Below are 15811 nucleotides of genomic sequence, written 5' to 3'. Positions count from 1 at the left end.
GATCGCTGACGCCGGTCTTGGTCGTCACCTTAATGGCCCGCCGGGCTTTTGGCTGGCGCGATCCCGCGTGCCCGTGCGGCGGCATCGAGGAACCCGCGCGAAGTTGCGATGAACTCGGGAGTCTCCAGCAAGAACGCGTCATGGCCACGATCGGTCTCGATATCGACAAAGGACACCGAGGCGCCGCCCGCATTCAAGGCATGCACGATCGCCCGCGAGGCCTGCGTCGGATAGAGCCAGTCGGAATTGAAGGAGACGACGCAAAACCGGCTTTTGGAGCCTTTGAAGGCATAGGCAAGCGAGCCCCCGTAATCAGCGGCAAGATCAAAATAATCGCACGCCCGCGTGACATAGAGATAGCTATTCGCATCGAAGCGGTCGACAAAACTCGTGCCTTGATACCGCAAATAGTTTTCGATTTGAAAATCGGCATCAAACGAAAAAGTTGGGGCGCTCCGGTCTTGCAGCTTGCGGCCGAACTTGCTCTGCAAGGCCTCATCCGACAAATAAGTGATATGCGCCGCCATCCTAGCAACGGCGAGGCCCTTGGTCGGGATGACCCCTTCTTCAAGATAGCGCCCTTGCCGCCAATCCGGATCGGCCATGACGGCTTGCCGGCCGACCTCGTGAAAGGCGATATTCTGCGAGGAGTGCCGTGCGGCGGTGGCAATCGGCATCGCCGAAAAAACCCGGTCGGGAAATGTCGCCACCCATTGCAAGACCTGCATCCCGCCCATCGAACCGCCAGCGATACAAAACAGCATGTCGACGCCAAGATGGTCAATGAGCATGGCTTGCGCGCGCACCATATCCTTGATCGTGACGAGAGGAAGATCGAGGCCATAGGGCCGGCCCGTCGCGGGATTGAGCGAAGCGGGCCCCGTCGTGCCCATGCAGCCGCCGACGACATTCGAAGCGATCACGAAATAACGGTTGGTGTCGATTGGACGGCCCGGCCCAACCATCGTGTGCCACCAGCCGGCTTTACCGGTGATCGGATGTTCGTTGGCGACATGCTGATCACCCGTCAGGGCATGGCAGACCAGGATGGCATTCGACTTCGCGGCGTTGAGTTCGCCGTAGGTCTGATAGGCAATCGTCAAGGGGCTGAGCGAGACACCCGCCTCCATCTTCAGCGGCCGCTCGGGGCCAAAATGCACAACAAGGCTGTTCGGCGCATCGACCTCGCGAAGACCCGCCGTTTTGCTTAACGAAACGAATTGCACGGAACCTGCCGATCATCCGGTATGACGAACATAATTTCCGTTATATGGGTGCGCGGCAAAAAAAGAGTCAAGATTGGGCTTATCAAGAAAACACCATCCCTCCAGGGGGGCACGCTATCGCATTTTGCCCGAGCGGGAACGCAACGGAATTTTCAACCCTGTCCCTGCTTCATCGAGGATCGCGAAGCGGTAGCGGCCCGCGTCGTCCATGCTGACGGAATAACGCAAAGTCTCATCGATGTGGTTGCTCGCGTCGAGCGTCACGACGGCTGGGCTATGCCCGGCGATGCTTTCGCCAGGCATATAGACCGAGCTGCAAATGATAAGCTCGTCTCCCGGCTGGCAGGTGCGTGCGGCGGCGCCATTGACGATGCAGCAGCGCGATCCCCGCTCGCCCAAAATCACATAGGTCGAAATCCGGGCGCCGGAATTCTTATTCCAGATTTCGACGAATTCGAGCGGCAAAATACCCGCGGCTTCGCAGTGCTCCGGATCGAGCGTAATTGAGCCGTGATAATCGAGATTGGCTTCCGTGACGCGGATGCCATGAAGCTTGCCGCCGATGACTTTACGCATAGTGTCTCAAATTCCGTAAGCGGGACCTGAACGGGATAGGAACTGGCCGGACTGCCGCCTGACCGCAGCGCATCTGCTTAGAACATTTTCCCAAAAAGCGCGAATGGCCGCACCCCGCCGTTGCCGCAGGCGGGCTTTTCGAGAGCTTTCTCCTCATTTAAGCATTTGAGCCAGGTTTCATCAGAGGGGTTGGCGTGCAATCGCGCGGCCAAATCCACCAGAGGGTTCACCCCTAGCCAAGCTCCGGGACTGGGTCCAGATCAAATATGACGAGTTCGGCCCCTTCCGCGACTTGACTGCCAAGCTTGAAGGGGAATTCCTTCACGACGCCGGTGCGTGGCGCGGTCAAAAGATGCTCCATCTTCATCGCCTCGAGAACCAGAACTGGCTGATTTGCCTCAACCTTGGTGCCCGGCTCGACCAGCAGCGCCGCGATCCGGCCGGGCATTGGCGCGGTAAGACGTCCCGGCGGTGCGCCGCCTCTAGCCGCCTCGGCCGTGGGGCTGGCTATTACAAAGCGATGCCCGGCCCCCGTTGCCGGAAACACCGTGAGCTCAGGCCCGGAGCGGACAAAGACGCCCTTGAGGCGATGGCCGTCAAATTCGGCCCTGAGCGCCCCATCCGCCGCGAGCGTGCCGCTGGCGCGGGAAACGCCGCCCCCCCGCCAATCGAGGCGCCAGCCCTCCCGCAGATAGGTGATCTCGACGCTGTGATCGATGGTCTTGTCTCCGGCCATCTCGCACATCCGGACTGTTTCCCGCGCGTTGCCATTGAGACGCCAGCCAAACTGACTGTTCCACGGGCTCCAGGAATCGACCGATGCCATGGCCCCCGCCCGCGCGGCGGCCGCCCGCTCGCTGAGGAGGCCAACGGCGGCCATTGCCAAAGTCTCGTTTCCGGCAGCTTCCACGGGCGCGAAAAGATCGCCGCGATGCGCCTCGATGAACCCTGTATCGGGCGAACCCTCGGCAAAGGGTGGCAGAGCAACGATGGCCTTTAAAAAATCCACATTGGCCATGACCCCGGCGAGGCGCGTTGTGGCCAGCGCAGTACGAAAGCGGCGGATAGCTGCCACCCGGTCCTCGTCCCAAACGATCAGCTTGGCGATCAGCGGATCATAGTCGACCGGGATGATATCGCCCGCCCGCACTCCGGTATCGACACGCACATGGAGGCCTTCTTCGGGAACATCAAACCACGCGAGACGGCCCGATTGCGGCAAAAACCCGCGCGCCGGATCTTCCGCATAGATCCGCGCCTCGATGGCATGCCCTCGCTCAAAAATCTCATCTTGCCGCAAAGGCAGCGCAGCCCCAGCCGCAACGAGAATTTGCCATTCGACGAGATCGACACCTGTGATCATTTCGGTCACCGGATGCTCGACCTGCAGCCTTGTATTCATTTCGAGAAAATAGAAGGTGCTATCATCTGGCGTTAGCAAAAACTCGACCGTCCCGGCGCCGGTGTAGCCAATAGCACGCGCGGCTGCGAGCGCCGCCTCCCGCATGGCTTGCCGCAATTGATCTTCGAGCCCGGGCGCAGGGGCTTCCTCGATAATTTTTTGATGTCTGCGCTGGATCGAGCAGTCACGGTCGAAGAGATGTACGCAATGACCCTCGCCGTCGGCAAAAATCTGGACTTCGACATGACGCGTGCTGGTAAAATATTTTTCGAGGAGGACGCGATCATCGCCAAACGCCGAAAGCGCCTCGCGCTTGGCGCTGGCGAGTTGCGCGGCAAACTCCGCCACGTGAGCCGCGATTTTCATCCCCTTGCCGCCACCGCCGGCCGAGGCTTTGATCAAGATGGGGTAGCCCAGCATGCCGGCTTGTTCCGCGAGGAGCGCCGGATCCTGAGCATCGCCATGATAGCCCGGCACGAGCGGCACACCGGCTTTCTCCATAAGGGCCTTGGCTTGCGCCTTGTCGCCCATGGCGCGAATTGCCGCCGCTGGGGGGCCGATGAAGATCACGCCAGCACAAGCGCAGGCTTCCGCGAACTCGGCGTTTTCGGACAAAAACCCGTAACCGGGATGGATCGCTTGCGCGCCGCACGCGCGCGCCACTTCCAGTATTTTGCCGCCATCGAGATAGCTTTCGCGGGCTGGCGCGGGACCTATAAAAAAAGCTTCATCGGCAAGGGAAACATGCATCGCATCGCGATCCGCTTCCGAATAAACCGCGATCGTCTTGATGCCGAGCCGCCGAGCCGTGCGGATGATCCGGCAAGCGATCTCACCGCGATTGGCGATCAGAATTTTGGAAAACAATGCACGAGTCCTGGAGCTGTTGCCTTTCGATCATGAATCTGCCCGCAACAAACTCATGAATAGTGCTCGAAATCGAAGTATCAAAACTGCGATGCTAGTCCGTAAACCCTCATGCCATCCAATCGCGGCCGACCATAAATCTGGCACGCTCGGATTGGTATTCCATTGTCGTTACCAGAACCACAAACATGGAGTATTGTCCGGCTGGTAGCACACCCTCATCTGAGCAGGCACGATACCAGCCGATCTTTACCCCATCAATGGCCTATCTGCCATGCTTAGACGACTTTATCCATGAGGGATACGACCCTCTCGAGCCGCGCTATCGAGTCGATGGTCGCCAATAAGCTTTGTTTAATACTGATTGGTAAGCTCATGTGCTGAGCGATAACGTCGGCAAGCCGCCCGGGATCATGAATTTGGTCCAACGTCGGCCAAGTTTGCGGCATGCTGATTTCCTGGGCCGCGGCATAGCGTTGAAATTGCTCCACTGCTCTTCGGATGAGTTGAGGCGCCTCGGGAATTGGACCTTCGCTAATGTCGGCAAAGTCCGCTTGAAAAGCGCCTCCGTCTCCGATGAAGCGGCGTACCACGACGCGCCGCTGCGCTTGAACCAGAATTTTCATTGTGCCGCTGGGCAACTCATGGTTTTCAAACGTCGTGCCTTCAGGGAGCCGTTCAATTTCAAGCAGTCTAGCGAGCACGCCGACCTCGTAAACATCGGCAAAGGCAGGCCCTTGAACGGCTGGGTCCCTCTGAACAACAAGAATGATCTCACGGTGACGTGCAAAGGCATCATCCAGCGCACGCTTGGTTTTCTCGCGTCCAACAAAAAGCGGAAAGTTCGTTGTTGGAAACGGCACGAAGTCGCGTATTGGAAGCGCTGGGCAATGTGCTGTTTCTCCGGCAACTCCGTTGCTTCGGGGCGCGGTTTCTCGCCGTTCTGCTTGGAGCACGGCAGACAGAGTGTTCCAGTCGGACACACCCAGCATCTTTGAAACGAGTTCCAGGCTTTCGCTGTGGCTGATGGCCATCATCTTGGATGTCAGGGATTCACGGAGAGTTTGCGCCATGACTTTTGCGTCGTGGAAATCGCGCATTGCTTACATCCTTTGCATGAGCGAACCAGGCGTGTCAGACGGTTGCGTTACTGACCCGGTCGCTCGGGCAAAGGGAGGCCTCAAAGGCTCGATACGTTCACCATTCCCGCGAGGGTGCAACCAGCAGGTCGTATCTACCTAATTGTAATTTTGAACTCATCTCAAAGTTTTGTCAATTAAGGTACGAAGGGGCGTGTACCTTCGGGTCACAGGTACAAGCCAGAACGCCGGCCTACGTAAAACATTTGGGGGTCCAACGTTCCGGCCTCACATCCGGAACACGCCGAAACGCGTTTCTCCGATTGGCGCGTTGAGCACGGCGGACATCGAAAGGCCAAGCACCATGCGAGTCTCTACCGGGTCGATGATGCCATCGTCCCACAGCCGCGCGCTTGCATAATAAGGATGCGCCTGACGTTCGAACCCTTCGCGGATCGGCGCTTTAAAAATTTCCTCATCTTCCGCTGTGAAACTTTGCCCAGAAGCTTCGAAATTGTCGCGGCGGACTTGCGCCAGCACATTGGCGGCCTGTTCGCCGCCCATCACGGAAATGCGGGCGTTCGGCCACATCCACAAAAAACGCGGGCCAAAGGCGCGCCCGCACATGCCGTAATTGCCAGCTCCGAAACTGCCGCCGATGATAATCGTAAATTTAGGAACAGCCGCGCAGGCGACCGCCGCGACGAGTTTTGCGCCATCCTTCGCAATGCCTTGCGCCTCATATTTTTGGCCGACCATGAAGCCGGTGATGTTTTGTAGAAAAACGAGCGGGATTTTCCGTTGGCAGCAAAGCTCGACGAAATGCGTGCCCTTAAGCGCCGATTCCGAAAACAGGATTCCATTGTTGGCAAGAATGCCGACTGGATATCCGCAAATATGCGCAAAGCCGCAAACAAGCGTGGTTCCGTACAGCGACTTGAACTCATCGAAGGCACTGCCATCGGTGATGCGGGCAATGATTTCGCGCACGTCATAAGCCTCGCGCGGATCGGCGGGCACGATGCCATAAATGTCTTGGGCATCGTAAAGAGGTTCAACGGGCTCGCGCAAAACAATGCCGGGCTTCTTGGCGCGATTAAGTGTGCCGACAATTTGCCGCGCCCGCAAAAGCGCATCTGCGTCGCTCAACGCATAATGATCGGTGACCCCGGATTTGCGCGAATGAACGTCGGCGCCGCCGAGATCTTCCGCCGAGACGATTTCGCCGGTCGCCGCCTTGACCAGCGGGGGGCCGGCCAGAAAGATGGTGCCTTGCCCCGCCACGATGATCGCCTCATCGCTCATCGCTGGGACATAGGCGCCGCCCGCCGTGCAGCTTCCCATCACCACCGCAATCTGCGGAATGCCCAAAGCCGACATGCGCGCCTGATTGTAAAAAATGCGGCCGAAATGATCGCGATCGGGGAACACTTCGTCCTGGCTTGGCAGATGGGCGCCACCGCTATCGACGAGATAGAGGCACGGCAAATTATTCTCTTGCGCGATCTCCTGGGCGCGAAGATGTTTTTTCACCGTCAGCGGATAATAGGTGCCGCCCTTGACGGTCGCGTCATTGGCAATGACGACGCATTCAAGACCGCATATACGCCCGATGCCGGTGATCAACCCCGCTGCTGGAACCGGGTCCGGGTAAACCTCATAGGCAGCAAATTGCGAAAATTCGAGAAACGGGGTGCCCGGATCAATCAGCGCCACAATCCGGTCGCGCGGCAACAATTTTCCGCGCCCAATATGTTTTTCGCGAGCCTTGGCGCCGCCGCCTGCCGCGATGAGCGCGGCCTTGCCGCGCAGATCTTCGATGACGCTCTGCATCGCGACCTTGTTCGCGGCAAACTTTTCACCTTGTGGCGTGACGGCGGTTTTGAGAACAGTCATCGGTTTCGATCATCCCTTCCGTTCAATACATCATCACCGGGATGAAGCGCTAATGTCCGTCGAACAACTCGCGCCCGATCAACATCCGCCGGATCTCGCTCGTTCCTGCGCCGATCTCATAGAGTTTTGCGTCACGCAGCAAGCGCCCCGCCGGGTAATCATTGATATAGCCATTGCCGCCGAGCAACTGGATCGTGTCAAGCGCGGTTTTCGTCGCGTGCTCCGCCGCAAAGAGCAGCGCGCCTGCAGCATCTTTGCGCGAGGTGCGGCCATTGTCTGCCGCGCGGGCAACCGCATAGACATAGCCGCGGCAGGCATTGAGCCCTGTATACATATCGGCGAGCTTGCCTTGAACGAGTTCGAACTCGCCGATCGCCTGGCCAAACTGCTTGCGCTCGCGCACATAAGGCAAACACACATCAAGACACGCCTGCATGATGCCGAGCGGGCCGGCCGCCAGCACGATCCGCTCGTAATCAAGGCCCGACATCAGCACTTGAACGCCTTGGCCGATGGCACCCAGCACATTCTCCTCCGGTACTTCGCAGTCCTCGAAGATCAGTTCGCATGTCGGAGACCCGCGCATGCCGAGCTTGTCGAGCTTCTGGCCGATCCGAAGACCAGCAAAACCGCTTTCGATGAGAAACGCCGTGATACCATGCGCCCCGGCATTGGGATCGGTCTTGGCATATACGACAAGCGTCGAGGCATGCGAGCCGTTGGTGATCCACATCTTGGTGCCATTCAAGACGTAGCGGCCACCTTTCTTATCGGCGCGCAGGCGCATCGAAACAACGTCGGAACCGGAGCTGACCTCCGACATGGCCAGCGCGCCGACCTCGTCGCCGGTCAGCAATTTCGGCAGATAGCGGTGCTTCTGATCCTCGGTGCCGTTGCGGTGGATTTGATTGATGCAAAGGTTGGAATGAGCGCCATAAGAGAGCCCGACGGAAGCCGAGGCCCGGCTGATTTCTTCCATCGCAAGGCAATGCGCGAGATAGCCAAGGCCGGTGCCGCCATAGGCTTCCTCGACCGTGATGCCGTGCAGGCCAAGCGCCCCCATCGCAGGCCAAAGATCGGCCGGAAACGCGTCGGCACGATCGATTTCGGTGGCTCGCGGCGCGATTTTTGCCGATGCGAACGAGTGCACCGTATCGCGCAGCATGTCGAGATCAGGACCGAGCGCGAAATCGAGACCGGGAGTGTGCATTGCTCGTCCTTCCGCAGTTCGCGCGGCCTGATACATATCTCTTAAAGCATATTTGGCGGCAAAATTTGCGGGGAAATCCAAATTCTCAGGTCAAATTTGCTCAAAGGTTTGGGCTTGGCGGCCTCCTATGCGATAAAATACCTCTGGCCCGCCGCCTGGAAAGCCAAAATACCGATGCAAGACCTTGCTCTCGACCTTTGCCGCGCGCTGGTGCGCTGCCGCTCGGTGACGCCGGACGACGGTGGCGCGCTCGCCGTCCTCGCACTCGCCCTGGACAAGGCGGGCTTTGCAACTCAGCGGCTGACGTTCTCGGAACCAGGCACCCCGGATGTCGGAAATCTCTATTCCCGCATTGGTACGGGGGCGCCTTACCTCGTCTTTGCTGGACATACCGATGTAGTGCCGGTGGGAGATGCCGGGCGCTGGCGCTTCGATCCTTTCGCGGCGGAACTGGCCGATAGCGCGATCTGGGGGCGTGGCACGGCCGACATGAAGGGGGGAGTCGCCGCTTTCGTCGCCGCCGCTTGCGCTTATGTCGCCCGGCATGGATCGGACAAGGGCTCGATTGGTCTTCTCATCACCGGCGACGAGGAAGGCCCCGCCGTCAATGGCACGGAAAAACTCTTGCGCTGGGCATATGAAAAAGGCGAGCGCTTCGACCATTGCATCGTCGGCGAGCCCACAAGCCAGCACACGCTTGGTGACATGATCAAGATCGGCCGCCGCGGCTCGCTCAATGGCACACTCATTGTCGAGGGCCGCCAGGGCCATGCCGCCTACCCCGAGCGGGCGGACAATCCCATTCCAAAGCTCGTGGCGCTGCTGAGTGCCTTGACCGCCGCGCCGCTCGACAAAGGCACGCCGCATTTTGGCGCCTCGAACCTCGAAATCGTGTCGGTGGATGTCGGCAATCCGGCGTTCAATGTCATCCCCGCGCAAGCCCGCGCGCGTTTCAATGTCCGCTTTAACGATCTTTGGACACCGGACACTCTGGCGGCGGAGTTGCGCGGCAGGCTGGACAGCGCGGGCGTGACCTATGGGCTAACCTTCGAGCCCTGCAATGCGGTCGCGTTCTTGACGAAGCCGGACGCCTTTACCGAACTCGTGGCCGAGGCCGTTGCAAAGAAAACCGGGCATCGCCCAACGCTCTCGACAACCGGCGGCACATCGGACGCACGCTTCATTCAGGCCTATTGCCCGGTCCTTGAATTCGGTCTGACGGGCACAACCGCGCATATGGTGGATGAGCGAATCACGCTCGCGGAACTCGCGGGTCTGACGGACATTTACGCGGCGATTTTGGACGCCTATTTTGGTAAGGACTGAGTTTTCAATCGTACCAAAATGTTTCACGTGAAACGATTTGGTACGATTGGCAGAAAAAAATGGACAGAGTCCGCATACGTCTTTTGGTCTGCGGCGTGTGGAATTGCCTGGGAAACTGGTAAGTTTGGCGCGCCCCGGCGCTGCCGTGAAAACTCCGGGCTTGACGGCATTACGGATTGAGACGCTTAAGGCACTCACTGTAATAGCCGGTGCCGTTCTGATTCCATTTCAGGCCGCCATTGGCGTTGGTTTCCCGGTTGGCCTTGAATTGATCATAGCAGGTGTTGAGCGCTGCTTCATAAGGCTCTTCCCCCGCATGCGACGGTGCGATCGAGGACGGAAAGATGGCGGCGGCCGGAACCGGAGGGCTGCTTGCGGCGGCCGCGTCCAGCTTAACACGCCTCGCTCCCGTCTGCGGGGATATGTTGCCACCGCCGGGAGGAAAGACCGCATAAACAGCTAGCAAAACAGCTCCGGCCGCGATGATGGCAGGTGAGATAAATGTCTTAACGGCCGGCAGAGACATGCGTTGTCCCGGCGTGGCGGATGAAACGCGCGGATCACGCTTCGGCTTACGCGGCCCGCTTTTTCCATTTAACTTGTCTCCTTGAGATTTTTCTTCAGGACATTCCGGCGCCGGATCGATCTGAAGCATCTCCGCGAACACAGATACGAAATCCGCTTCTTTCCTGAGATAGCGAATGATGTTATCGTGAAACACCCGGTCATGCTGGGACAGCTTTTTCTCGCCGCGCTCCAAAAGCTGTAAAATCGAACTCGCTTGATCCTGGGTCAGCACCCCAATCACTTGCAGCGCATGGAATCGCGTCCGGGCGCCCGCGATGAGTGCATCGAAAGTGTCCCTGCGCTCCGCTTTATCCTTTGCGTGGCCGCTTGCAATGTCCACAGTCACACCGTCTTGATGCCGTAACCGATCTCTCGCGGGAAACGTTTGAGCCCCGCCTCATACGCCAATCTTTCGTGGCACTTGAAATTGCCTCACAATCATGGTCATCAAAATAACAAGCGGCCATTACGCGAAGCTTTCTTAAGAAATGTCAGCCTCGGGTCCGCCGGATCGCCGGGAGAGCACAATTGGACAAGGGTTTTTTCGATCGCACTTCGCCGGAGTTTGCCGCCCGCCGGGCGGAGGCGCGGAAACTGCTCGATTCTCTCGATCCCGCGATGCAGGACGGCGCCGTGACCGCCGATCCTGCGCGGCAGGCGTGGTTTGAAGCAGTCTATGATTTGGCGAAGGGTGATCCGGCCCGCGTGCCCTGGGCCAATCTTGCCCCGCATCCCTTGAGCCAGGCTTGGGTGGCGGCGCAAGCGGAAGGGCTCAATGGCTTAAGAATTCTCGATGTCGGCTGCGGCCTCGGCGACAATGCCGAATGTTTTGCAGCCGCTGGTGCGCATGTCACGGCGTTCGATTTCGTGGGCGAGGCGATCACATGGGCAAAGCAGCGGTTTCCTGAGTCGAAGGTGGCCTATGCGCAAGGCGATCTCTTCGCGTTGCCGGATGCGTGGCTTCAAGCTTTCGATCTCATTCATGAATGCTACACTTTGCAGGCGCTCCCTCCCGATCTCTTGCTACAGGCCCTCGCGGCACTGAAATCGGCATTGGCGCCGGGCGGACGGCTTCTAATCGTTGCGCGCGCGCGAGAAGAAGCCGAGGAGTTCAAGGGACCGCCTTGGCCGCTGCCGCCGTCGATTTTCGAGGGGGCCAAGCGGCAAGGTCTTACGACACTCTCGATCGAGGACATTCCGGCGGTGCCAGGCGGCGGGTCGCGGCACTGGCGGGCGCTGCTGCGCCGCGCCGAGGATGCGTGAGGCGGCTTTAGAGCCTAATGATATGAGCTTTCAATGACAAAATTTATCGCGCTTCTGCGTGCTGTGAACGTCGGAGGGACCGGAAAACTTCCGATGTCCGAGTTGAGGGTGATGTGTTGCGACGCAGGGTTTACGCGCGTGGAGACTTATATCGCGAGTGGCAACGTCGTTTTTGAGAGCAAGGTCACGCCATCGAAGGTACAAGCGGAGCTTGAAGCGCGATTGCAAGCTTTTTCCGGAAAGACCGTCCACGTTATTGTACGTTCGGCGGAGGAAATGCTGGCCGTTCTGAAGGCCAATCCGTTTCCTAAGGCAGAACCGAAATCCACATATGTCGTTTTCCTGAATGAGCCACCGCCTTCCGATGCCCTCGCTCATGCATCTGGTCGGCAAGACGAGCAGATGCACCTTGGGGAAAGAGAGATCTACATTCAATATGGCAGCGGCATGGGCCGCTCGAAATTGAAAATTCCAGCGGCCAAGATCGGCACCGCACGCAATATGAACACAGTCGCCAAACTTGCGGAGATGGCATCCAAGCTTTGAGTCGCGCTACGTCATTCTGCATACCCGGGGGGGGCGGTGCGATGTCGCCCTTCCGCCTCGGGATCAGATGGACATGGACATGAGGAATTTTTTATCCCGCAGTTTTGCCCACATTCGTGCCGACATTGAAGCCCGTAACACTGGCATCGACGCACAGAATTTCGAACCGGCATTGGACGAGCAAATGGTGAATCGCCTCACGCTCGGCTGCCGAGCAATCGAAATAATTGATGACATGCCGCGTCGGAATAATAAGGCTGTGTGAATGCGTGACTGGGAATTTGTCACGGACCGCAATCGCCAAATCGTTTTTGGCGATTACATCATTAGCCGGCAAGGCACAAAAAATGCAGCTCTCATTCATCGTGTTCATGGCATGATACCTGTCGCAGCTAGGCAAAGCGAAGCGCAAGTGGCGGCGGGATCACCTACCCCGCCCCCAAAAGCCGGATCGCTTCGCCGCGCTCGAAAATATTTAGGAGCAGCCGCAAAGCCTCGCCGCGCGCGCCTTCGAGCCTTGGATTTTCCTCGACAATTGTGCGCGCCTCATTGCGCGCCAAAGTGAGCAATGGCCCATGCGCCGACAAATCAGCGAGGCGGAAACCGGGCAGACCCGATTGCTTTGTGCCGAGTACCTCGCCCTCGCCGCGTAGCCGCAGATCTTCCTCGGCGATTTTAAAACCATCTTCGGTCTCGCGCATGATCGCGATGCGGGCTTTCGCACTCTCGCTGAGCGGCGCTTTGTAAAGCAGGAGACACGACGACTTGCCGCCGCCGCGCCCGACGCGTCCGCGCAATTGATGTAGTTGGGCGAGGCCAAACCGCTCGGCGTGCTCTATCACCATGATCGTGGCTTGGGGAACATCGACGCCGACTTCAATGACCGTCGTGGCGACAAGAATCTGGGTCGAGCCTTTGGCGAAAGCGTCCATCGCGGCATCCTTGTCGCGGCTTTTCATCTTGCCGTGAACGAGTCCAACCTTGCCGCCAAAAATTTGTTGCAGCTGTGCAAAACGCTCCTGCGCGGCGGCAACATCGAGCGCCTCGCTTTCCTCGACAAGCGGACAGACCCAAAAGGCGCGGGCGCCCTGTCCCAGCGCGCGCGTGAGCCGCGCGATCAGCTCGTCCAAGCGCTCGAGCGGCAACGCGCGCGTCTCGATCGGCTGCCGCCCGGCTGGCTTTTCCCGCAAGTTGGAGACATCCATGTCACCGAAATAGGTCAGCACCAGAGTGCGCGGTATGGGAGTCGCGGTCATCACGAGAATGTCGGCTGCCTCACTCTTGTCCCCCAAGGCCAGACGCTGATGGACGCCGAACCGATGCTGCTCATCGACGACGGCAAGGCCAAGGTCGCGGAAGACGACGCTTTCCTGAAACAAGGCATGCGTGCCGATGACAACATCGATGCTGTCGTCCGCGAGACCTGCGAGAATTTTGTCGCGTCCAGCACCCTTATCGCGGCCAGTCAGCAGGGCGAGGCGGAGGTCGGCGGCCTCTGCAAATTTGGTGAGCGTCTGATGATGCTGGCGGGCGAGAATTTCGGTCGGCGCCATCAGTGCCGCCTGCCGCCCCGCCTCGACCACCGCCGCCATGGCGAACAGTGCAACAAGCGTTTTTCCCGAGCCGACATCGCCTTGCAAAAGCCGCAGCATCCGGGTTGGCGTGCCAAGGTCAGTATTGATTTCTTCCATCGCGGTTTTTTGGGACACCGTGAGCGCAAAGGGCAGCGCCGCCGCGATCTTTTGCCGGAGCGTGCCATCGCCAAGGCTCGCGCGGCCAGGCGCACGCTTGATTTTCGAGCGCATCAACGCCAGCGCCAATTGCGAGGCGAGCAATTCATCGAGCCCGAGCCTTTTGCGCGACGGCGCTTCCGGCGCGATGGATTCTGGCGTTTTCGGGTGATGCACATCGCGCAAGGCTTCCGCGAAGGATGGACCCGCGACGATTGCCAGCGATTGTGCGTCATGCCATTCCGGCAGCGCGGGAATTCTGGCGAGCGCGGCATCGACAGCCTTGCCGAGCGTTCTTTGAAAGAGGCCCTCGGTTGACGGATACACCGGCTCGACGGGCGCCATTTTGGCAAACCCCTCGGCGTCGAGCACGCGGTCCGGATGCACCATCTGGCGATGCCCGTCCCAGAGCTCGAGTTTTCCGGAAATCCAGCGGGTGGCGCCCAGCGGCAGGCTTCGTTCGATCCATTGAGGATTGGCGAGAAAGAAGACCAGCAGAACATCGCCGGTGCCGTCCTCGACCAGCACTTTGTAGGGCGCCTTGGAGCGGGGCGGCGGCGGCCGGTGCTCGGCGACTCTTGCCTCAAGAGTGACAATCGTATCGAGCGGCGCCTCGGCGATCTTGGGCCGGTTGCGGCGGTCGATGGTGGTGAAGGGGAGATGGAACAGAAGATCGACCACGCGAGCTTCCGCCCCGTCCCGCGCCAGGAGCCAGTCCAGGAGCTTGGCGTTCTTCGGTCCAATGCCGGGCAGATTCGCGGCAGCGGCGAAGAGTGGATTGAGGAGAAAGGGCCGCATCGGAAGCCGTTGCTTGTGGTTTCGGGCGAGGGCTGATGGCTTATTTCGTGATGAAGACATCCTTGCGCGGGAATTTATCAAAGACCGCCGCCTCTTGCGAGAAATTGGTGGCGAGGACGTCGAGGGGATTTCCGGCAATCCATTGCGACAGATCGATCGTCTGGTAATGGCCGTTGTTGAAAACGATGAGGATACGGGCCTTGTCTTGCCCGACGTTTTCAATCGAATGGCCGAACCCCTGCGGAATATAGCCGACATCGCCCTTGCTCAGAGTCTCCTGCCGCCAGCGTCCTTTCGAGCCAAAGAGCGTCACGTTGAAATTGCCGCTGAGCACATATTGCCACTCGGAGGCATTCGGATGCCAATGAAGTTCTCGCAGAGCGCCCGGTTCCATCTCCAGCACGACCCCTGTCATGGTGGTGGAAATGGGAAATTGCGAGCCATCGACACGCCACTCAATACCCCCGTTGAAAATTTCATACGGCTTCTGGGAGAGGAGACTATATTTGTGGGTGAGCGGCGGCGCCTTCCAACCTTGCAGAGGAACGGAGGGGACGGCCGGCGGGATTTTCCCCTTGGCGAAATAGACCTCGTTCTTGGGAAAACTTTCGAAGGTCGAAGCCGGAACGCCGAAATTTTTGGCGAGCAATTCCTTGGGCGCATGGCCGAGCCAATCGGTGATGCTGAAGGTGCCGAATTCGGAAAAATATCCATTGTCGAAGACAAGGATGAAGTGGCACGGCGTATCGCCCAAGGTCTCGATGACATGCGCGTGACCGCGCGGAAAATACCAGATGTCGCCCGGACCAAAGTCATTGGTCTCCGAGCAGCCCTGCGGGTCGATCACCGTGGTGCGGACGGATCCTTCCGTGACAAATGCCCACTCCGCCGCCGTGGCATGCCAATGAAGCTCGCGCATCACCCCAGGCTCCATGCGCATCGAGACGCCGGCAAGAGCCTTCGATATCGGCAATTGGACCACCGTGGCCTCCTTGCCATAGCTGCCGTAGCTCACACGCCCCTCGGATTTTTCCAGTTCGAATTTGAAGGTTGGCAGCTCCGTGCCCGAGGTCACGGGATCGGGAACATTATTCTGGAAACTATTGTCGCCGCCTTCCGAACTGATCGGGATGTTGGACGAGAACATGCGAATCTCCTGGCTGCTTTGGGCACCGCTGCGGAAAACTCGCGCGAAGTCGGCGAATCGTCAAATAGACGAGGCTTGTGAGGAGTTGGGCGGTCGCCGGGAACTAGTCGAGGAGTCTGGCGTCTTTCGGCCCGATGCCGGGAGGGTTCACGGCGGCCACTAAGAGAGGGTTAGGAGG

Annotated in this window: 13 protein-coding genes; 3 read left to right on the top strand and 10 right to left on the bottom strand. The window is 59.0% G+C overall.

The annotated features are described in order from the left end of the window. Window positions 1-29: 29 nt before the first annotated feature. From QEV83_RS17405 to QEV83_RS17380, 6 genes are all read right to left on the bottom strand, one after another. Window positions 30-1130, bottom strand: a complete 1101-nt coding sequence (locus tag QEV83_RS17405) for a homoserine O-acetyltransferase (RefSeq protein WP_280131122.1) — start codon at window positions 1128-1130, stop codon at window positions 30-32. 210 nt (window positions 1131-1340) lie between these two features. Then, window positions 1341-1802: an aspartate 1-decarboxylase gene (gene panD, locus QEV83_RS17400; protein ID WP_280128923.1), complete on the bottom strand. Its 462-nt coding sequence runs from the start codon at window positions 1800-1802 to the stop codon at window positions 1341-1343. 232 nt (window positions 1803-2034) lie between these two features. Beyond that, complete coding sequence (locus QEV83_RS17395) at window positions 2035-4071, bottom strand: acetyl-CoA carboxylase biotin carboxylase subunit (protein WP_280128922.1); 2037 nt, start codon at window positions 4069-4071, stop codon at window positions 2035-2037. A gap of 278 nt (window positions 4072-4349) precedes the next feature. Further along, complete coding sequence (locus tag QEV83_RS17390) at window positions 4350-5108, bottom strand: LON peptidase substrate-binding domain-containing protein (protein ID WP_280128921.1); 759 nt, start codon at window positions 5106-5108, stop codon at window positions 4350-4352. A 330-nt stretch (window positions 5109-5438) separates the two neighbouring features. Continuing rightward, window positions 5439-7046: a carboxyl transferase domain-containing protein gene (locus QEV83_RS17385; RefSeq protein ID WP_348273239.1), complete on the bottom strand. Its 1608-nt coding sequence runs from the start codon at window positions 7044-7046 to the stop codon at window positions 5439-5441. A gap of 49 nt (window positions 7047-7095) precedes the next feature. After that, window positions 7096-8256 (bottom strand): isovaleryl-CoA dehydrogenase, encoded by a 1161-nt coding sequence (locus QEV83_RS17380; protein ID WP_280128920.1) that lies wholly within the window; start codon window positions 8254-8256, stop codon window positions 7096-7098. A gap of 174 nt (window positions 8257-8430) precedes the next feature. Here QEV83_RS17380 and dapE point away from each other — a divergent pair, with 174 nt between their 5' ends. Then, window positions 8431-9582 (top strand): succinyl-diaminopimelate desuccinylase, encoded by a 1152-nt coding sequence (gene dapE, locus QEV83_RS17375; protein WP_280131120.1) that lies wholly within the window; start codon window positions 8431-8433, stop codon window positions 9580-9582. A gap of 169 nt (window positions 9583-9751) precedes the next feature. Here dapE and QEV83_RS17370 read toward each other — a convergent pair whose 3' ends face one another. Further along, window positions 9752-10489: a hypothetical protein gene (locus QEV83_RS17370; protein WP_280128919.1), complete on the bottom strand. Its 738-nt coding sequence runs from the start codon at window positions 10487-10489 to the stop codon at window positions 9752-9754. A 188-nt stretch (window positions 10490-10677) separates the two neighbouring features. On the opposite strand from QEV83_RS17370, the gene QEV83_RS17365 reads away from it, so the two are divergent. Further along, window positions 10678-11412: a class I SAM-dependent methyltransferase gene (locus QEV83_RS17365; RefSeq protein WP_280128918.1), complete on the top strand. Its 735-nt coding sequence runs from the start codon at window positions 10678-10680 to the stop codon at window positions 11410-11412. Between the two features lie 33 nt (window positions 11413-11445). Then, window positions 11446-11958: a DUF1697 domain-containing protein gene (locus QEV83_RS17360; protein ID WP_280128917.1), complete on the top strand. Its 513-nt coding sequence runs from the start codon at window positions 11446-11448 to the stop codon at window positions 11956-11958. Window positions 11959-12049: 91 nt separating this feature from the next. Here QEV83_RS17360 and QEV83_RS17355 read toward each other — a convergent pair whose 3' ends face one another. From QEV83_RS17355 to QEV83_RS17345, 3 genes are read right to left on the bottom strand one after another with little or no spacing between them, the layout of a single operon-like run. Further along, window positions 12050-12331 carry an HIT family protein gene (locus QEV83_RS17355; RefSeq protein ID WP_280128916.1) on the bottom strand — a complete coding sequence of 94 codons (282 nt, stop codon included), beginning with the start codon at window positions 12329-12331 and terminating at the stop codon, window positions 12050-12052. 55 nt (window positions 12332-12386) lie between these two features. Further along, on the bottom strand, window positions 12387-14546 hold the full coding sequence (gene recG, locus QEV83_RS17350; RefSeq protein WP_280128915.1) for an ATP-dependent DNA helicase RecG: 2160 nt from the start codon (window positions 14544-14546) through the stop codon (window positions 12387-12389). Next, window positions 14527-15633 carry a cupin domain-containing protein gene (locus QEV83_RS17345; protein ID WP_280128914.1) on the bottom strand — a complete coding sequence of 369 codons (1107 nt, stop codon included), beginning with the start codon at window positions 15631-15633 and terminating at the stop codon, window positions 14527-14529. Before QEV83_RS17345 ends, recG begins: the two co-directional genes overlap by 20 nt. Window positions 15634-15811: the final 178 nt, after the last annotated feature.

It is taken from the genome of Methylocapsa sp. D3K7 (assembly GCF_029855125.1).
In the GTDB taxonomy this organism is placed as follows: Bacteria; Pseudomonadota; Alphaproteobacteria; order Rhizobiales; family Beijerinckiaceae; genus Methylocapsa.
The sequence above is the reverse complement of the archived record's forward strand: the minus strand, read 5'-3'. Positions and strand labels throughout refer to the sequence as shown.